The sequence below is a fragment of the Amphritea atlantica genome, from assembly GCF_900111095.1.
Lineage (GTDB): Bacteria > Pseudomonadota > Gammaproteobacteria > Pseudomonadales > Balneatricaceae > Amphritea > Amphritea atlantica.
The window spans coordinates 209,404-229,830 of the sequence record NZ_FOGB01000001.1; the positions used below are offsets into that span (position 1 = coordinate 209,404).

Below are 20,427 nucleotides of genomic sequence, written 5' to 3' on the forward strand. Positions count from 1 at the left end.
CTTTATGGATTGTTTAGTTGTTTTTATGAAAGGGTTGCCGGTGTTTTTTGTTTTGGTGCTTGGTTGGTAGATTATTTCAATTTTGAAGGAATGGTGAAAGTGGTACCTGATAAGGTTGGTTTTGTTTTAGTCCTTGACGTAACGAGTCGAGTAACAAGGCAACTGCCGGCGTTGGATTTGCATTATCATAGTTTAAGCCAATAGTTACTTTGCCCAATTTTGGAAGCTCATTAAAGTTGTGTGCAGCACGAAAAAAATCAGGAATAGTATTCAAAACCAGTGCGCTAATGCCTAAGCCAGCTTTGATAGCAGACTGAATGCCTAAAAGGCTTGATGAGCAATACATAACCCGCCAGGGAATATTGGCTTTATTAAGTGCTGTGGTAATGTACTTACGATATATGCACCCCTCTGGATAGAGAACAAGAGGAATAGGTTGATCTTTATTAATTGAGAAACCGGGATTTGCTATCCATGAAAGGCTTTCAACTATGAAGTTGTCTTCTTCAAAATTGTGCTCTGGATATTCATCCATTGACATAACCAGATCATAAGTCCCTTTTTTATAGTCTTCCCGCAGGTTGATACTGAGGTCAGAAATAACATCTAGAGTAATGTTGGGATAAGACTGAGAAAATTTTGATAATAATACCGGGAGGAAGGATACTTCAAAATCGTTTGGGGTGCCTAAGCGTACCGAACCACTGACAGAAGGGGCTGCCAGCCTTGAAACAACAGTGTCATTCATCGCCAGAATTTTGCAGGCGTATTCATAAAGCAGGTGGCCCTCTTCTGTGAGCTTTAACCCGCCCGCCCGGTTGAAAAGCTGGATGTTCAGTAGCTCTTCGAGACGTTTTACCTGCAAGCTGATGGCGGGTTGGGATCGACCTAATATTTCACCCGCGTGAGTGAAACCACCCAGATCTTTGATGGTAACAAAAGTTCTCAGTAGATCCATCGGCAAGTTTTTCATTGTGTCAGGCCTAAGCTTGGTTGTTATACAGGAGGTGTTCTTAAAAAGAACTCTACGCCATAAGTCATAAGTAATGCAAATGCTGTTATTAAAACTATTGCTTCGACTTATGCTGGTGTGATTTTTAACATGGGAGATCTACGCACTGAACCTAGAAGAGCAGTGCTTACATTCTGGCTCTAAGCGTAAGAGATGCCGGGGTGCTGATATGGAGAATAAGAATAATGCTGAAGCATATTGATCATACCGATAGTACAGAAACAGTCCTGCCAGGAGCTTTCAGGTCTGTAGCGCAGGAAAACAAAAAAGAATTTAGTCACTTGTGGCGGGAAGCTAACAGAGCTTTTTTGCCTTTTGACGAGGTTGATACTCAGATACGAAGAGTCTGTTTTATTCTTCCAGAGCACTTTTCGATGTTGTCCTTTACTGCTGCTGTGGATGCTTTAGTGACTGCGAATCTGGTACACACTGGACCATTATTTAGTTTTGAAACCTATGCGGCAGGTGATGCAACGGTCAGAAGTGATCTGGGCATAGAGATCTCAACGGATGGCGGACTGAGTGATCTTAAATCATGTCGTCTGGATAAATATGATCTGATTGTTCTGTGTGGCGGATATCGCTGCTCAATGACTGAAAATCATCAGTTAAGCAACATATTAAGATCAGCGGCAAAGAACGACATTATTTTTGCGGGAATCTGGAACGGAGCTATTCCGCTGGCGTATGCAGGTTTGATGGATAACCTCAACTGTGCACTTCATCCTGATAATCATGCGTTTATGCGTGAGCGCTTTCAGAAAGTATCTGTCACTGGAAATATATTAGAGATCGAGTCACAGGTTGTGACCAGTGCAGGTCCGGCCAGTGCGCTGGAGATGATGTTGCAGTTGATTGGTCGCTTGAAAGGCCGGGCTATCATGCGGGCGATCCGGGAAATTCTCAGTTGTGATCAGGTCGTGGATCCGGGTAATACAAGACTCCTGAGTATCGAAGAAAATCCGGTCATGCCACAAAATCTGCTGGAGATTATTCAGTTGATGCGGGCTAACATTGACGATCCGTTAAGTATGGATGATCTGGTGGCGTGTTTAGGCATCTCGCGAAGGCAGATAGAACGGCTGTTTCAGAATTATTTGCAAACATCTCCGGGGCGTTACTATCTGGAGCTGCGCGTCACTTATGCCCGCAGATTATTGTTACAGAGCAACGCTTCAGTCACTGATGTTGCAATAGCCTCTGGTTTTGTAACATCAAGTCATTTCAGCAACTGCTTTAAAGATTATTTTGGTTTGTCACCCAGTCAGCTCAGGGAGCGCTTCAGAAAGAATCTAAGCTAATCCTGTTGCAGGTAAAGCGCCGCTTCCTGAACTTTTTCGGCCCCTGTCGTATTTGGACATACACCCGGCGTGTTCGAGCATAGGGCTGTTTATCAGACCCGCTACTATCAAACTCATGAAAAATGCTTCTGGCGTGTGGCTATTGCTGTGGTGTCAGAAGCAACCTTAATAACGATAACAGAGATGACTCGCCAGACCCGGTTTGGTGCGGAGGTACAGATGTTTAAGAAACAAGACCTGATCCAGGGATATGATGATGTATTGTGGAATGCGATCTGCAAAGAGGAGGTGCGTCAGGAAGAGCATATCGAACTGATCGCTTCTGAAAACTATACCAGTCCCCGGGTGATGCAGGCGCAAGGATCTGTACTGACCAATAAGTACGCTGAAGGCTATCCTGAAAAGCGTTACTACGGCGGTTGTGAATATGTGGATGTGGTTGAGCAACTGGCGCTGGATCGTGCTAAAGAGCTGTTTGGTGCTGTTTATGCCAACGTGCAGCCACACTCTGGTTCTCAGGCAAACGCGGCCGTTTACATGGCGCTGTGCGAGCCGGGTGATACCGTTCTGGGGATGAGTCTGGCCCATGGTGGTCACCTGACCCACGGTTCTCATGTGAACTTTTCCGGGAAGATCTACAACGCTGTTCAGTACGGTCTGAACGAAGCGACCGGCGAGATCGACTACGATCAGGTTGAAGCGCTGGCGGTTGAGCACAAGCCTAAAATGATCGTTGCAGGTTTCTCTGCTTACTCTCAGATTGTTGACTGGGCTCGCTTCCGCGAAATCGCTGATAAAGTTGGTGCTTATCTGTTTGTGGATATGGCTCACGTTGCTGGTCTGGTAGCTGCGGGTCTTTATCCGAATCCTGTGCCTTTCGCTGATGTTGTCACTACCACTACCCATAAAACTCTGCGTGGTCCCCGTGGTGGTCTGATTATCTCCCGCGATAACGAGCTGGAGAAGAAGCTTAACTCTGCTGTATTCCCAGGTGGTCAGGGTGGCCCGCTGATGCATGTGATCGCCGCTAAAGCGGTTGCCTTCAAAGAAGCACTGGAACCTGAATTCAAAGAATATCAGGCGCAGGTGGTAAAAAATGCCAATGCGATGGCTGAAGTGCTGGTTGAGCGTGGCTTCGAGATTGTTTCTGGCGGCACTAAAAACCACCTGTTCCTGCTGAGCCTGATCAAGCAGGGGCTGACCGGTAAAGATGCAGATGCTGCATTGGGTCGTGCCAATATCACGGTTAACAAGAATGCGGTACCGGGCGACCCTCAGTCACCGTTTGTTACTTCTGGTCTGCGTATCGGTTCTCCGGTTGTGACTACCCGTGGCTTTAAAGAAGAACAGTGTCGTACGCTGGCAGGCTGGATTGCTGATCTGCTGGATGTGCTGAATCAGCCAGAAGCGCTGGAAGCGAAGATCGTTGAAGTGCAGCAGCAGGTTAAAGCGCTGTGTGCTGACTTCCCGGTTTATAGCTGAGTCTTATAGTAAAGATGGTTTCGTCACCGGTCTGCAGATAAGCAGGTCGGTGTAGCAAAAACTTATTTAAACACCCGGCAGCCAGTTATCGATGGTTGCCCCTATTTTTGGAGCTGATGATATGCAGCAATATTCTGGTTTCGGACTGTTGAAACACAGTCTGAGTCATCACGAGAACTGGCAGCGTGTCTGGCGTAACCCTACGCCGAAGAAGAAGTACGATGTGATTATCATCGGTGGCGGCGGTCATGGTCTGGCTACTGCATACTATCTGGCGAAAGAACACGGTATCACCAACGTGGCTGTGCTGGAAAAGGGGCATCTGGCTGGTGGTAACATTGCTCGTAACACCACTATTGTGCGTTCAAACTACCTGTGGGACGAGTCCGCTGCTCTGTACGAGCATTCCATGAAACTGTGGGAAGGTCTGGCGCAGGAACTGAACTACAACGTTATGTTCTCCCAGCGCGGCGTATACCATACCTGTCACACATTGCAGGATATGCGTGCCAACGAACGTCTGGTTTCCGCCAACAGGTTGCAGGGTATTGACAACGAAATGGTTGATGCCGAACAGCTGCAGAAAGAGATTCCCTCCCTCGATTGCTCTAAGGGTGCCCGTTACCCGATTATGGGAGCGTCTGTGCAGCGTCGTGCCGGTAACGCCCGTCATGATGCCGTGGCCTGGGGATATGCCCGTGCAGCCGATGCGCTGGGTGTCGATCTGATTCAGAACTGCGAAGTAACTGATATGGAGATCAGTGACGGCAAGATTACGGGTGTCAAAACCAAGCAGTACGGTGTCCTCAAGGCTGACCGTGTGGGTTGCGTAGTGGCCGGTAACAGTGGTGTGCTGGCTAAGATGGCCGGTTTCCAACTGCCGGTTGAATCCCACCCGCTGCAGGCGCTGGTATCTGAACCGATCAAGCCTTTCCTTGATACGGTTGTGATGTCTAACCATGTGCACGGTTACATGAGCCAGTCAGATAAGGGTGACCTGGTGATTGGTGCCGGTATCGATGGCTGGGTTGGTTACGGCCAGCGTGGCTCTTACGGCATTATCGAACATACGCTTCAGGCGATTGTTGAGATGTTCCCGTGCACCAGCCGCGTGCGCATGAACCGTCAGTGGGGTGGTATTGTCGACGCCTGTCCTGATGCCAGTCCGATTATTTCCGATACGCCGGTGAAGAACCTGTTCTTCAACTGTGGCTGGGGTACGGGTGGATTTAAGGGGACTCCGGGCTCCGGTAACCTGTTCGCGCATACGCTGGCACATGGCAAACCTCATCCGATTGCGGAGCCTTTCTCTATACAGCGCTTCCATACCGGTGCACTGATCGATGAACACGGCGCTGCCGGTGTAGCACATTAACAGGGGCTAATTAACATGTTGCATATCTACTGCCCGCACTGTGCGGAATATCGCGAAGAAGAAGAGTTTCACTGCGCTGGTCAGGCGCATATAGCGCGTCCACTAGACCCGGAAGCCTGCTCCGATCAGGAGTGGGGCGAATATCTGTTTTTCCGGAAGAACCCTCGTGGTCTTCACCATGAACTGTGGGTACACGCAGCCGGTTGTCGTAAGTTCTTCAATATGACCCGCGACACCCAGACCTATGAAATTAAAGAAGTCTACAAGATCGGCGAGCAGCCATCTGTAGTGGCTGAGTAACAGGAGCGGAATAATGACACAACAGAACCGCCTCACCAGCGGAGGTCGAATTGACCGTTCCAAGCCGCTGACGTTTACCTATAACGGTAAGCAGTATCAAGGTTTTCAGGGCGACACGCTGGCATCTGCGATGCTGGCAAACGGCATCAACGTTGTTGCCCGAAGTTTTAAATACAGCCGTCCGCGGGGGATTGTCGCCTGTGGTGCAGAGGAACCGAATGCGGTGCTGCAGCTGGGCGCGACTGAAGCGACTCAGGTGCCTAACGTACGTGCCACTCAGCAAGAGTTGTTTGATGGCCTGGTATCGGCTTCGACCAATGGCTGGCCAAGTGTTGACACCGACGTCATGGGCCTGATGGGTAAAGTTGGTGGCAATATGATGCCACCGGGTTTCTATTACAAAACCTTTATGTTTCCACAGTCGATGTGGCATACCTACGAATCAGTGATTCGTAAGGCTGCAGGTCTCGGACGTGCACCTCGTGAAGGTGACCCGGATCGTTATGACTCCATTAATCAGCACTGTGATGTGATGATAGTGGGTGCGGGTCCTGCTGGTCTTGCGGCGGCGCTGACGGCTGCCCGTGGTGGTGCCCGTGTGATTATTGCCGACGAGCAGAATGAGTTCGGTGGTAGCCTGCTGAATGGCAAAGAGACACTGGATGGCAAGCCTGCTGCTGAGTGGGTACGCGCTGTCGTAGAAGAGCTGGGGACCTATGAAGATGTGCTGATGCTGCCGCGTTCAACCGTGAACGGCTATCACGATCATAACTTCCTCACGATTCATGAGCGTTGTACTGATCATCTGGCGGATATTGCGCCGGTCAATCAGGTGCGTCAGCGGATGCATCGGGTGCGTGCTAAGTGGGTTGTTCTGGCCACTGGCGCTCATGAACGTCCACTGGTTTACGCGAATAACGATGTGCCTGGCTGTATGGTGTCTGGTGCGGTTTCTGCTTACATCAATCGCTATGGTGTTGTACCGGGTAATGAACTGGTCGTAATGACCACCAACGACTATGGTTATCAGGCAGCGCTGGACTGGGCTGATGCGGGTCGTAAGGTCGTGGCTATCGTCGATACCCGTGAAGCAGCGGTCGGTGACCGTACCGAAGCAGCACGCAAGCGAGGCCTGAATATTATTTCCGGTTCTGCGGTGATTGAAGTGCAGGGCAGCAAACGGGTCACGGGTGTGTCTGTGGCGGCGATCAGTGCGTCCGGCTCTAAAGTGATCGGTTCTGTGACTAAGCTGAAAGCCGATACGGTTGCCTCTTCCGGTGGCTGGAGTCCGGTGATTCACCTGTCCTGTCATACCGGTAGTCGTCCGGTATGGAATGAAGAGATCGTTGGCTTCCTGCCAGGCGAGACGGTACAGAAGCAACTGACCGCCGGCGGTATCAACGGTCAGTATGAAACTGCCGCCGCTCTGCGAGAGGGTTTTGACGCCGGTCAGAAAGCGTTGGTTGAAGTGGGTCTGGCAGCCGCAGAAGTGGTTCTGCCGCAAGCGCAGATGCTTAAAGTGGCAGCGCCAATGAGCCTGTTCCATGTTCCGCATCTGAAGCCAACGTCTCAGGCACCGAAACAGTTTGTCGATTATCAGACCGATGTTACGGCTGCGGGTATCGAGATTGCATGTCGTGAAGGCTTTGAAGCGATTGAGCACGTCAAGCGTTATACCGCGATGGGTTTTGGTACTGATCAGGGTAAACTGGGTAATATCAATGGTATGGCAGTGGCAGCGAAAGCGCTGAACCAGTCTATTCCTGAGACCGGCACCACGGTTTTCCGTCCGAACTACACGCCGATTGCTTTTGGTGCTATTGCGGGCAGCCATAGCGGTGCTCTGTTTGAGCCGAAGCGTTTCACAGCGATGCACAAGTGGCATGTTGAGCACGGTGCAGAGTTTGAGGATGTCGGTCAGTGGAAACGTCCATGGTATTTCCCGAAAGCAGGGGAAACCATGCAACAGACGCTGAATCGTGAGTGTCTGGCGGTACGGAATTCTATCGGTATTCTGGATGCATCAACACTGGGTAAGATCGATATTCAGGGTAAAGATGCGCGTGAATTCCTGGGCCGGGTTTACACGAATGCCTGGGCCAAGCTGGCGGTAGGTAAGTGTCGTTATGGTCTGATGTGTGGCGAAGACGGCATGGTATTTGATGATGGTGTTACCGCCTGTCTGGGCGAGAACCACTTCGTCATGACTACCACGACCGGTGGTGCAGCACATGTGTATGAGTGGCTGGAAATCTACCATCAGACTGAGTGGCCGGAACTGGAAGTGTATTTCAATACGGTAACCGATCACTGGTCGACAGCGACGATTACCGGGCCGAACAGCCGTAAGCTGCTGGCTGAGCTGACCGATTATGATGTCAGCAACGAAAACTTTAAATACATGGACTGGAAACAGATCACTGTGGCTGGTGTACCTGCCCGGGTGTTCCGTATCTCCTTTACCGGCGAACTGTCGTTTGAGATTAACGTTCAGGCGAACTACGGTATGCATGTCTGGGAAAAACTGCATGAAGCGGGTGAAAAATATGGCCTGACGCCATACGGTACTGAAACCATGCATATTCTGCGGGCTGAAAAAGGTTTCATTATCGCCGGTCAGGACACCGATGGTTCGGTACATCCTTACGACCTGGGTATGGGCTGGTGTGTATCTAACCAGAAACCGTTCAGTTACATTGGTAAGCGTGGTATGAACCGGAGTGACTGTACCCGTGAAAACCGTAAGCAGATGGTCGGTCTGAAAACTAAAGATCCTAAGCAGGTGATTCCGGAAGGTTCTCAGGCGGTACTTGATCCGAAGGCGCCGGTTCCGATGCCTTTAGAAGGTCATGTGACCTCCAGTTACTGGAGTGAAAACCTGGGCCACTCGATTGCGATGGGCTTTATTAAAGGCGGCCTGGATAAGATGGGTGAAACCGTTTACTACCCACAGGCTGATGGCACTGTGATTGAAGCTGAAATTTGCAGCCCGATCTTCTTTGATCCGAAAGGGGAGCGTCAAAATGTCTGATCTGAATGTAATGACTCCTGAAGAGAGCGCAGCCACTAAAGCGGCAGTAATGAATCAGGTTCCCGGCCCTGAGATTCAGGGCCAGTCTCCGCTGCACCATGCGGACCTGGAAAGCCTGGCACAGAAAGGCCCTAAAACTGGTGGCGTACATCTGCGTGAACTAAAGCTGCTGGGCCATCTGACCCTGCGTTGTAATGCAGAAAATGCCGAGCAACTGGCAGCCGTTGAGCGTGTATTGGGTGTTGCCTTGCCGCTTCAGCCTCTGACTTCTGCTGAGAACGGTGCTTACTCCATTCGCTGGATGTCACCGGATGAGTGGTTGATTCTGGTGCCAGGGATGGAAACCTTTGATATTGAAACGAAGTTCCGCGACGAGATGCCGGGCCACTATTCACTGGTAAACAGTAGTGGTGGATCGACCGTTCTGGAACTGTCCGGTGCAAATGTGCTTGAAGTGCTGAAAAAGTCTACGCCGGTGGATCTGCATCCTAAGGCGTTCCCGGTTGGGAAAGTGGTTTCGACTTTGTTTGCTAAGAGCGGGGCGGTCATTCGCCGCTCTGGTGAGCAGCGCTATGAGTTGGTTATCCGTCGTTCGTTTGCGGACTATATCTGGCTCTGGTTGCAGGATGCCAGCCGTGAGTACGGCCTGGTGATCGAAGCCTGATTATACTGAACCAGATGCCAGCCCTGACCGGGGCTGGCTTTATCCGTTTGCTTCTGTTGAGTTTGTGACGGCTAGCCGCAATTCAATGCAGCAGATAAGAGCAGGAGTCCTCAAATGACAGATACAACAAAACCAAAGCACTGGATCTTTACTGCCAGCTGTCCAAGCATGCTGGGTACCGTTGATGTGGTCACCCGCTATATGGCTGAAGCGGGTAACTATGTGGATGAGATCCACTCATTTGATGATCGGGTCTCTAAACGCTTTTTTATCCGTATTGAGTTTCAGCCAATCAAGGACGGGTTTAGCGAGGAAAAATTTAACGCCGAGTTTGCGCCCAGAGCTGCAGAGTTTGGCATGGAGTGGGATCTGACTAAGCCGGATCACCGTCCCCGCGTGGCGATTCTGGTGTCTAAGTACGATCACTGTCTCAACGATCTGCTGTACCGCTATCGCACCGGTCAGTTGAATATTGAAGTACCGGTGATTATCTCCAATCATCCTGATCTGGAGCATCTGGCTGAGTGGCATGGTATCCCTTACCACCATCTGCCGATCTCCCCGGAGACCAAACCCTACCAGGAAGCAGAGATCGTTAAGCTGCTGGAACAGTACGATATCGAGTTGGTTGTGCTGGCTCGTTACATGCAGGTTCTGTCCCCGTGGATGTGCGATCAGTTGAATGGTAAAGCGATCAATATTCACCATTCCCTGTTGCCGGGCTTTAAGGGTGCGAGACCTTATCATCAGGCCTGGGAGAAAGGGGTTAAGATGGTTGGTGCCACTGCTCACTACGTCAATAATGATCTGGACGAAGGTCCGATTATTACCCAGGGGATCCAGACCGTCGATCATGCATTTTATCCAGAGGATCTGATCTCCAAAGGGCAGGATGTTGAGCGGGTCACCCTGTTTAACGCGATCCGTTATCACATTGAGAAGCGGGTATTTCTCAATGGCGGACGTACCATTGTGTTTTCCAGCTGATAAAGTTCCCCTTTCTATCGCTGATTTACGCAGCACAAATTGTTGTGTTGCGTATCTTTTTCGAGGGCAGTTAGGATTATCTCTTCCAGAGAGGTATGTAGTGTGTGGCTCATCCTGACTGGCCTCTTTTTCTTACTTTTTTCAGTCGATAAGCCTGCAAAAACGATATTAATCGTTTTAAGAAAATTTCAGGTCGTTAACTGACATACAACTACACTTATATAAGCTGATAATCGACTTTTACTATCAATTTCTGCGCTCAGAATGCGCGGTGGAGACTCTATGTCTATCTCTGTTTTTGATCTTTTTAAAATAGGCGTCGGTCCGTCCAGTTCCCATACCGTTGGTCCGATGGTTGCAGCAGCAAATTTTGCTGACCATCTGGCACAGCATAATCTGGCTCAGGCGGTTGTGCAGATCCGGGTTGATCTGTATGGCTCTCTGAGCGCCACAGGCGTGGGACACGGAACAGATAACTCAGTTATTGTCGGCCTGATGGGGGAGAGACCCCATAGCATTGACCCACAGATGATTCTGCCTGCGGTTGCCGCAGTAAAAGAGAGCAACACCCTCAATCTGTTGGGGCAGTTCCCGATCAGCTTTATCTGGCAGCGGGATATGAATCTGCTGGAGGAGAACCTTCCCTACCATCCGAACGCAATGCGTCTGAGTGCATTCGACGCCGATGATAATCTGCTGTATGACAATGTGTATTATTCCATCGGTGGTGGGTTTGTCATCGATGAAAGTGAAGCAACTGCAGATGCTCATGTGGTCCCCCAGGTTGAGCTGCCCTATGAGTTTAATAATGCCGTCGAACTGCTGACGTTGTGTCAGGAGAACAAGTTCACTGTCAGTCAGTTGATGATGGAAAACGAAAAGGTCTGGCGCAGCGAGAAAGAGGTTCGCGATGGACTGATGGATATCTGGGCGGCGATGAAAGAGTGCATCGCTAACGGTCTTCATAGTGAAGGGATACTGCCTGGGGGCTTGCACGTCAAACGGCGGGCGATGGGGCTGCACAAGTCGCTGATCCGTTCGACTAAACCCAATATTATCTCCTCCACACTGGGAGCGATGGATTGGGTGAACCTGTATGCACTGGCTGTGAATGAAGAAAATGCTGCCGGTGGGCGGATGGTTACGGCACCGACTAACGGCGCGGCAGGTATTATTCCCGCGGTATTGATGTATTACACCGAGTTCACCCCGAATGCGACCGAGGAAAACGTTGTCGATTTCCTGCTGGCGGCGGCGGCAATTGGCGCCCTGTGTAAGAAAAACGCTTCAATTTCCGGCGCAGAAGTGGGCTGTCAGGGAGAGGTCGGCTCTGCCTGTGCCATGGCGGCGGCAGGTCTTTGTGAAGTATTGGGGGGCACCCCTGAACAGGTAGAAAATGCTGCAGAGATCGGTCTGGAACACAATCTGGGTCTGACCTGTGACCCGGTGGGTGGACTGGTGCAGGTGCCCTGTATTGAACGCAACGCTATTGGTGCCATGAAAGCGATCAATGCCACTCAGATGGCGCTGCGCGGCGATGGTAAACACTTTATCTCGCTGGACAAAGTGATCAGAACCATGCGCGACACCGGTATGGATATGCAGGATAAATATAAGGAAACCTCCCGCGGCGGTTTGGCGGTAAACGCAATCGAGTGTTAAGGGTATTGATAGTTAATGCACTATAATCTCTTTATTACACGTCTGTTTTTTTGAAAGACAGGGTTCAGATATACGCCATTTATCACTAAAATGGCGTTTTTGAATCCCTGGCGGGCCGATTGAGGTATAGTCGGATTCAAGAGATCAGATTGAAGAAATCAGATTCTAGAGACTAACTAACACTCCCTATGCAGTTCCGTAAGGAATGCTGCGTGATTACAGGTTTGCTTATGACGAATGAGATTAACGGTGGGCGTCCGCGAAGCATTGGATTCCTGCTGTTAAATAATTTCACTATGATCTCTCTGGCAGCGGCGGTTGAAGCCCTGCGGATGGCCAATCAGCTTAGTGGTGAAGAGCTGTACGTCTGGTACACAATCACTATCGATGGTCAGCCCGTGAGTGCCAGCGACGGGATTACCATCACTCCTGATGCCGGTTTTGATAACTGTCCCGGGCTGGATACCGTGATCGTTGCCGGTGGTCTGAATGTCACTAAAGTTTACAACCGTATCCATATCAACTGGTTGCAGGAAAGAGAGCGCAAAGGGTGTAAAATCGGGGCGATCTGCACCGGCGCATACCTGTTAGCCGCAGCAGGCCTGCTGGATGGGTATGAGTGCAGTACCCACTGGGAGTATCTCGCTGCGCTTCAAGAAGCATTTCCACGTGTGAAGTGTTCCAGCCGGCTGTTCAGTTTTGATCGCAATCGAATGACCTGCACCGGTGGCACCGTGCCTCTGGATATGATGCTCAATATGATTAAGCTGGAGCATGGTTATCAGCTCTCAACGGCGATATCAGAGATGTTTATCTGTGATCGCATTCGTGATGAAAGTGATCAGCAGAAGATTCCGTTGCGCCATGTGTTGGGGACAACCCAGCCAAAATTACTGGAAATAGTGGCGCTGATGGAGGCCAATATTGAAGAGGTGATCGAGATGGATGAGTTGGCGCATTATGTCAACCTGTCCCGTCGCCAGATGGAGCGACTGTTCCAGAAATATCTCGACTGTTCTCCTTCCCGTTATTACCTGCGTCTGCGTTTGCTCAGAGCACGGCAGTTGCTCAAACAGACCTCGATGTCGATTATTGATATCGCTGCGGCCTGTGGATTTGTCTCTAGTCCCCATTTTAGTAAGTGTTATCGCGAACAGATGGGGATTCCGCCCCGGGATGAGCGTACCCTGGCGGTTCAGGGGGATGATGAAGAGCTGTTCGAGGCGGCCGCTATCAAGTCTGCTCAGTTCACCAGGTTACCATCTGAGGCAAAAGAGTTTGTTTCCAGAGATACCCTTTCCGAAGCGAAAACGGAGTCAACTTTTGGTTCGGTTCATCTGAAAGGAAAGCGGGATAAATAGGGCGCAGGCTGCCGATTTTCCAGGCTTCAACCGGTATTGCCAGATACCCGATGGGTATTTCAGATGCAACTGGCGATTGCAGGGAATGCTCTGATTTCAGCCCTGTCTTTGACGCTGCAAGCAATAGCGAAAACCCGATTATTCCCCCTCATGCCCGGCTACAGAATTTCCCCATTAATGTTCTGTCTGTGTTATAAGACACTGAGCGTCTGATTAAGTGTGGTTTAATCCCGAACTGCGATAAAACGCAGTAGCGATGCAGGTAAAGGGAAGAAATGTCCACGTTCGTTCGCCAGGCCTGAAGTGCCAGAGTTGTAACCTATTGATTTCGACCTTTAACCCTGTATTGTTAGGCGTTTAAGGTGTTATTAAAACAGCTTCGGCGGGTAATATTTTCGATTCATCGTGGATGGTAATATAGATGTTTCGCTATTTTGGTTTTGGATCCAACATGAACATGACTTCGTTGCGGGCGAAGGGTGTTGAGCCTTTGGCATCCAGACGAGCGGTTTTACGGGGTTGGCGACTGCGTTTTAATGTACAACATTTCTTTCGTCATGAAGGGGGGGTTGGCAACATCGAACGTTCCGGCAATCCGGATGACAGGGTGTTGGGTGTACTGTATGACTGCCCGGACGAGGCGCTTACCTCGCTGGATGCCATGGAAGCTTACGGCCATGGTTATGACCGTATCACTGTTGAGGTAGAGGATGATGGTGGTACTCAGGCATCAGCTTTCGCCTATGTCGGGATGCCAGAGTTTATCAATGATGCCTGCCTGCCAACCCAACGCTATCTTAACCTGTTGATCGAAGGGGCTCGATCCGCTGGGTTAGCATCAGAATTTGTATCTTACCTGACAGAGCACCCGGTTCATCAGCCAGATGAATACCCGCGGTTCAAACCGCCGGCAGGCGACTACCCCCGATTCAACGCGACGACACTGGCGAATCAGCCGTTGTATACCGCACTGTACGGGGCTGTTTTTGATATGTCTGAAGCCCGGCCGTTACATGATTACCTGAAGGTTTTTTTTGGTGGAAGGGATATGACTCTGTACCACATTAAACGACTGGATAGCAGTGACGGTAATGAGTCGCTGGAAGATATCCGTCAGGGGCGTATCAGTGATGCCCAATGGCGCTACCTTAACAGCTATCTCAATGAGTATGCCCGAGAGTACCGTTACGTCGGTCGTTTCGACTACGGCTCAAACCCTGCGACAGCTCAAACGACAACACCAACGACAATACTGAGTAAGGAATAGAGTAATGAATCAGTTTCCAGAGGTACTTGCACATGGCGCCATTGAAGAGGTATTTCCGGATATCTTTTTCGTCCGCGGCGCGATGGAAACCGTTCTTCAGGGGATGGATTGGCAATTCAGCCGCAATATGACCGTGGTGCGTGATGGCGACCGCCTGATCATCATTAACAGTGTTCGTCTGAGCGATGAGAGCCTCGCTGAGCTTGATCAGCTGGGGCGTGTTACTGATGTGGTCAGGCTGGGCTGCTTGCATGGCCGGGATGATCAGTTCTATGTTGACCGCTATCATGCTGATTACTGGACACTGCCCGGGGTTGAGCAGGCAGATGGCTTGCAAGCGACACATACACTGACAGAGGATGGTACGTTACCAATTTCGGATGCCTCTCTGTTCCTGTTCCGGACTACTCAGATACCGGAAGCGATACTGCGTATTGATCGCGCAGGTGGGATTCTGATTGCCTGTGATGCATTACAAAACTGGCTGGCGCCGGATGAGTATTTTTCTGATGCTTCACGGGAGCTGATGCAGACGATGGAGTTCTTTACCCCTGCTAATCTGGGCCCGGTTTGGCTTCAGGCTGCTGCACCTGAGGGAGATGATTTTGCACGCCTGAAAACATTGCCATTCAGGCATGCTCTGTGTGGTCATGGCGATCCACTGCGTGAGACCGCTTATGAGGATTATCACGCCACCTTCCAGCGTATCTTCGGTGTCTGACCGGCGGTTAGGAGAATCTGTGTGAAGGAGCCGTTGCCACAACTGCCTGGCTATCAGCCTGAGGCGATAATATGCCGTGCGGATGGGCGTGTTGTTTATCGCGCACGTAGTGCGGTGGATGGCGCGGTGGTGGCCGTTGAGACTCTGGATGCGGAGTTTCCAGATCGTCAGCAGGTGGCTGAAATTCGTCGTGAAGGTGAGATCGCGCAACGATTAGCTGATGTTGCTGGTGTGCGTAAAGTGTATGCCGTGATCTCCCATGGCAGTGGCAATCTGGCGCTTGTGTGCGAACCGTTTGAGCAGTCTCTCAGATCTCACCTTGCCCTCAGGGGGGGCGGTGGTTTGCCGCTGGCCGAATGTCTCGAAATCGCTCTGAGTCTTGCTCACACTCTCGGTGGTATTCATAGCCGGGATATTGTTCATAAAGCGTTGACGCCTGGGAACGTGTTGTTTAATCCGCTCAACGGAGCGACAGGGCTGGCTGGCTTCGGTATCGCTTCTGAGCTGGATCAGGAGCGACAGGCTTTGCAAATGTCGCGTCAGTTAGAGGGGCCGTTACCCTATATCTCTCCGGAACAGACCGGGCGCATGAATCGCGACCTGGATTACCGTTCCGATTATTACTCTCTGGGGGTGCTGCTGTTTGAGCTGCTTACCGGACAGCAACCCTTTCAGGCTGATAACGTACTGGAGTGGGTGCACAGTCATATCAGCCAAATCCCCCCGGCACCTCACGAAATAGATCCTGAGGTGCCTGAGGCTGTCTCAGCCATCATCCTGAAACTGTTATCCAAAAGTCCCGAGGCGCGTTATCAGAGTGCCGGGGGACTGATTTATGATCTGAGTTATTGCGCTGATCGACTGGCTGCAGGGCAGTTGATCGACCCCTTTGAGCTGGGGCAAAAAGAGGTTGTACAGAAGTTTCTGGTGCCGCAAAAACTCTATGGCCGTGAAGCAGAATTAGGGCAACTATTCGATCTGTTTGAAACCGTTGTCACTGGAGGGAATGTCTTCTGCCTGGTTAAAGGGTATTCCGGTGTTGGTAAATCGTCATTGGTGAATGAGATTGATCAGCCACTTGTGCGTGAACGGGGTTTCTTTGTTCAGGGTAAGTTTGAACAGTTTCAACATGGTGAAGCTTATACGGCGCTTGCCGCCACATTCCGTGGTCTGGTGCAGCAGATCCTGACAGAGCCCGAGGAAAAACTTGCCCGGTGGCGGGAAGATTTACTGGCTGCTCTGGCTTCACACGCAGCGTTAGTGATTGATCTGGTACCTGAGCTGGAACTGATTGTCGGGCCACAACCGGCGGTGGCCGAGCTTCCTCCCGCCGAGGCGCGCAACCGTTTGCAAAGGGCGTTGATCGCATTTCTCCGGGTGTTCGCCAGCGATGGGCACCCGGTGGTGTTATTTCTCGATGACCTGCAATGGAGTGACGTACCTACCTTAGAACTCATGCGCCGTCTGGTGACCTCCAGAGAGCTGAGTCACTTATTGCTGATTGGGGCTTATCGGGATCACGAAGTTGGTGTGAGTCATCCTTTGCGACTATTGCTTGAGGATCTGGGTGGCCGGGAGAATATCCATCAGCTTCATCTCGGCCAGCTGGATCGCAACTCTGTAAGACATATGGTCTCTGATGCGTTGTGCAGCAATGTGGAACAAACCCGACCACTGAGTGACATGCTCTATGATAAGGCTCAGGGAAATCCCTTTTTTACCACTGAACTGTTGCGTCAGTTGCATAAAGAGGGCGCTATCGTCGCCGATCAGATTAGCGGACGGTGGAGCTGGGATTTAGATGCAGCTCGCTGGTCTGGTGTGAGTAACGATGTGGTCGAGTTTATGGTGGACAATCTGCGACGCTTTACACCGCAGACGCAGCAGGTCCTCCAGTTAGCGGCCTGTATTGGCGGGACGTTTGACCTGCTGACCCTTGCAGCCATTTATGAAGCTTCAGTTGATGCAACGGCTATGGCGCTGTTGCCGGCACTCAAACAACATACTGTGCAGCCGCTCAACAGTGATTACCGTCTTGTGGGGGATGTTTCGGCAACTGACTCTGAGGCCCCGGTGACTGTTAATCCCGTTTATCGGTTCCAGCATGACCGTGTGCAGCAGGCTGCATATGCATTAATCGACTTGTCGTTGCGGCCGGTTGTTCATCTTTCGGTAGGGCGTTTGATGTTACAGCATGCCGATAACCAGGTGCCCGATGACAGACTGATCGATATTGTTGCGCATCTCAATGAAGGCCGGCAGTTGATAACCTCTGCTGATGAACAGCGGTCGCTGGCTGAGCTTAATCTGCGCGCAGGCATTCGTGCCAAACAGGCGTCTGCCTATGAGGTGGCGCTCGGATATCTTCAGATCAGTGCCGAATTTTTACCTGCCGACCCCTGGCAGAGTGTGCCATCACTGATGCAGGCATTGGCAGAGGAAACCCAGCAATGTGCTTATCTGACCGGGCGGGTTGAAGAGGCAGATGAATGGATTGAAGTGATGCTGGAAAACGCTCAATCCGATCTGGAACGCAGTCATATTCTTGCGATCCGCACCCGGCAATATGCAACCCTCGGGCGGATGGAAGACTCCATTCTTTCAGCCATTCAGGGGTTGGCTATTCTGGGTGTTGAGTTCATTCAACATCCCGGAGTGGAGGATGTCGCCCGGGAACGGCAACGGGTTACAGAGAATTTAGGTGGCCGGGCTATTGCTGAGCTGGTTAACGCTCAGCCGGTTGATAACCCTGCTACGCTCACCGCTATGAGACTGCTGATGGAGACCTTTGCTGCGGCATTTCTGTCGGGCAGTGGCAATCTGTTTCCCTATCTGGTGACAAAAGCGGTCAATCTCTCGTTGAGTCATGGTAATTGTCCGGAAACCGCTTTCGCCTATGCCGCCTATGGGATGCTGTTGTGTGGTGAATATGATGAGCCCGAAGAGGGGTTCCAGTATGCCAGTGCGGGTTTGGCGATTAATGAAAAACTGGATGATCTGGCGCTGCGGGCGCGGGTTATCTATGTCTATGCGATGTTTGTCTATCACTGGAGTAAGCCCTGGTCAGGGCTGACCTCTTTGTTTCGAAAGGGGATTGAAGCGGGTTATCAGTCCGGCGATCTGCTTTATCTTGCCTACAGTGCTCAGGATTGTGTCATCTGGGATCCCTCTATGGATCTGGAAACCGCTTACCGGTTGCACAGTGATAATATGGAGATCGTGCGTGAATGCGCCTATCAGGATTCGCTGGATTCCGGCACTTTGTTCTTACAGTTACAACGTAATCTATTGGGACTGACGGATGCTCCCTGTTCGTTAAGTGATGATCAGTTTGACGAAGCGCTCTGCCTGGAGGGGATGCGTCAGCGTCAGTTCATGACCGGAATTGCCAACTACCATATTTACAGTGCAGAGATCTGCTTTCTTTACGGTGCATATGAGCGTGCCCTTGAGCATGTCAGGGCTCAGGATGTGTTGATAAAGTCGGCGATGTCACTGCCTCAACTGGTGCGTTTTTACATCACTTCGTTTCTGACACTGTCAACGCTGTATCCCGATATGGAGGTGGAACAGCAGGCAGAAACCCGTGCCCGGCTTGAGCGAGACCTGGCGCGCATGAAACGCTGGGCCGACAGTTGCGAGACTAACTTTCGTCATCTGCAGCTGCTGATGGACGCAGAATTGCAACGGCTGGACGGTCAGCATGAGGCCGCTCTGGAGGGTTACGATATCGCCATCGACGCAGCGCGTGAGAGTGGTTTTCTACGGGATGAAGCCACCGCCTGTGAGCGGGCTGCGCGTCATCTTCTGACTATCGGTCGGCGACGCTCAGCGGAAGGCTATCTGCGCGCGGCACACCGGATATATGATCGCTGGGGCGCCCATCGTAAAGTGGCTCTGCTGGAACAGGAGTTTGCGGTATTGCGTGAGCTATCGCCGCTGGCGGGTACGCCCTATGGTACTGATGCGGTTGGTGATCTGGATCTCGCCTCGGTGATGAAAGCCTCCCGGGCGATTTCAGAAGAGATCATCCTCGACCGGCTGTTGAAAAAAACCATGACGATTCTGCTGGAAAATGCCGGAGGACAATGGGGTTGCTTAGTGGTTAAACGCGAAGCAGGGCTGGTTGTCGAGGCGGGTACTTTCCCCGAATCCGGCTTATCAGCAGATGATCTGCCGGGGCGTTCGCTGGTGCAGAGCTCTCAGGGAGCGCCGGTTTTCCTGCCGGTGACGCTGATCAGTGAAGTGCTGCACAGCGGTGAGGCTGTGGTGCTCCGGGATGCTGCCTCAGAGGGCGCCTTTGTACAGGACCCCTATGTTCTTGAGGTTCAGCCTGCCTCTGTACTCTGTGTGCCCCTCCTGCGTGAGCGTTTCGCTGGCGTTTTATATATAGAGAATAACCTTGCCAGTGGTGTATTTACCTCGGGGAGAGTGGAAGTTATTCGCCTTTTGGCGGCTCAGGCATCGGTTGCCATCGAGAACGCGCGTCTGTACGAGCAGATTCAGGAATACTCCCGGACACTGGAGGAGAAGGTCATTGAGCGGACCGCCAGCCTGGAGCAACTCAATCTTGAACTACGGGGGCTTGCGGATTGTGATGGCCTGACGGGGGTTGCTAACCGTCGCCGAGGGGATGCCTATCTGCTTGAAGTCTGGCGACGACTGCGGCGGGAAAAGAAACCGCTGTCGGTGATTATGCTGGACGTTGACCACTTCAAGGCATTTAACGATAGCTATGGCCATCAGGCGGGTGATGATTGTCTGATTGCGGTGGCTGCAAAGGTGAGGGAAACGTTATTTCGTCCGGCCGATCTGATTGCCCGATACGGGGGAGAAGAGTTTATGATTATACTGCCGGATACCGATGCTGAAGGTGCGGCTACAGTCGGCGAAACTGTCCGCCAGGCGGTGCAGGATATGGCGATTGTACATGAGCATTCCTCTGCCGGCACCGTGGTTACCGTAAGTGTTGGAACTGCAACGATTGTGCCGGAAGCGATGGATGGTACTGAACCGCTGCTGCGTGAAGCGGATATTGCTCTGTATCGCGCCAAGCGAATGGGACGTAATCAGGTGCATGCCGCCGCTGAATATCTGACTATGAACTAGCCCCAGACTGTCCTGACGCGCGAATCGCCCTTAGACTCCCCCTTAAAAGGAGTCCTGCATTATCAGATCCGGTTAAATCTTCCTGTTTGAAGCAAAGGTTCGCGGGTATCAGGGGGGAGAAAACTTGCAGCCGCCGGGGTTATCAATTATAACTC

13 protein-coding genes are annotated in these 20,427 nt (G+C 51.4%); 12 read left to right on the forward strand and 1 reads right to left on the reverse strand.

Annotated elements, in window-relative coordinates:
* Nucleotides 1-76: 76 nt before the first annotated feature.
* The gene (locus tag BMY09_RS00960; protein ID WP_091352731.1) at nucleotides 77-973 is read right to left on the reverse strand and encodes a LysR substrate-binding domain-containing protein; all 897 of its coding nucleotides are present in this window, start codon (nucleotides 971-973) and stop codon (nucleotides 77-79) included.
* A gap of 320 nt (nucleotides 974-1,293) precedes the next feature.
* Here BMY09_RS00960 and BMY09_RS00965 point away from each other — a divergent pair, with 320 nt between their 5' ends.
* The 12 genes from BMY09_RS00965 to BMY09_RS01020 all read left to right on the forward strand — a co-directional run bounded on the left by BMY09_RS00965 (nucleotide 1,294) and on the right by BMY09_RS01020 (nucleotide 20,272).
* On the forward strand, nucleotides 1,294-2,313 hold the full coding sequence (locus BMY09_RS00965; RefSeq protein ID WP_245756486.1) for a GlxA family transcriptional regulator: 1,020 nt from the start codon (nucleotides 1,294-1,296) through the stop codon (nucleotides 2,311-2,313).
* A gap of 219 nt (nucleotides 2,314-2,532) precedes the next feature.
* Nucleotides 2,533-3,795 (forward strand): serine hydroxymethyltransferase, encoded by a 1,263-nt coding sequence (gene glyA, locus BMY09_RS00970; RefSeq protein ID WP_091353853.1) that lies wholly within the window; start codon nucleotides 2,533-2,535, stop codon nucleotides 3,793-3,795.
* A 121-nt stretch (nucleotides 3,796-3,916) separates the two neighbouring features.
* Nucleotides 3,917-5,170: a sarcosine oxidase subunit beta family protein gene (locus BMY09_RS00975; protein WP_091353855.1), complete on the forward strand. Its 1,254-nt coding sequence runs from the start codon at nucleotides 3,917-3,919 to the stop codon at nucleotides 5,168-5,170.
* A gap of 15 nt (nucleotides 5,171-5,185) precedes the next feature.
* Complete coding sequence (locus BMY09_RS00980; RefSeq protein ID WP_091352739.1) at nucleotides 5,186-5,470, forward strand: sarcosine oxidase subunit delta; 285 nt, start codon at nucleotides 5,186-5,188, stop codon at nucleotides 5,468-5,470.
* Nucleotides 5,471-5,483: 13 nt separating this feature from the next.
* Complete coding sequence (locus tag BMY09_RS00985; RefSeq protein ID WP_091352741.1) at nucleotides 5,484-8,501, forward strand: sarcosine oxidase subunit alpha family protein; 3,018 nt, start codon at nucleotides 5,484-5,486, stop codon at nucleotides 8,499-8,501.
* A complete protein-coding gene (locus tag BMY09_RS00990) occupies nucleotides 8,494-9,165 on the forward strand; it encodes a sarcosine oxidase subunit gamma (protein WP_091352744.1) in 672 nt (223 codons plus the stop codon). The genes BMY09_RS00985 and BMY09_RS00990 overlap by 8 nt, the downstream gene beginning before the upstream one ends.
* A 114-nt stretch (nucleotides 9,166-9,279) precedes the next feature.
* Nucleotides 9,280-10,152, forward strand: a complete 873-nt coding sequence (purU, locus tag BMY09_RS00995) for a formyltetrahydrofolate deformylase (protein ID WP_091352748.1) — start codon at nucleotides 9,280-9,282, stop codon at nucleotides 10,150-10,152.
* A gap of 282 nt (nucleotides 10,153-10,434) precedes the next feature.
* Nucleotides 10,435-11,814: an L-serine ammonia-lyase gene (locus tag BMY09_RS01000; RefSeq protein WP_091352752.1), complete on the forward strand. Its 1,380-nt coding sequence runs from the start codon at nucleotides 10,435-10,437 to the stop codon at nucleotides 11,812-11,814.
* Nucleotides 11,815-12,044: 230 nt separating this feature from the next.
* Nucleotides 12,045-13,175, forward strand: coding sequence for a choline metabolism transcriptional regulator GbdR (gene gbdR, locus BMY09_RS01005; RefSeq protein WP_091352754.1), 1,131 nt, complete (start codon nucleotides 12,045-12,047; stop codon nucleotides 13,173-13,175).
* Between the two features lie 421 nt (nucleotides 13,176-13,596).
* Nucleotides 13,597-14,442, forward strand: coding sequence for a gamma-glutamylcyclotransferase family protein (locus BMY09_RS01010; RefSeq protein WP_091352757.1), 846 nt, complete (start codon nucleotides 13,597-13,599; stop codon nucleotides 14,440-14,442).
* 4 nt (nucleotides 14,443-14,446) lie between these two features.
* The gene (locus BMY09_RS01015) at nucleotides 14,447-15,163 is read left to right on the forward strand and encodes an MBL fold metallo-hydrolase (protein ID WP_091352760.1); all 717 of its coding nucleotides are present in this window, start codon (nucleotides 14,447-14,449) and stop codon (nucleotides 15,161-15,163) included.
* A 21-nt stretch (nucleotides 15,164-15,184) separates the two neighbouring features.
* Nucleotides 15,185-20,272: a diguanylate cyclase gene (locus BMY09_RS01020; protein ID WP_091352763.1), complete on the forward strand. Its 5,088-nt coding sequence runs from the start codon at nucleotides 15,185-15,187 to the stop codon at nucleotides 20,270-20,272.
* Nucleotides 20,273-20,427 lie beyond the last annotated feature (155 nt).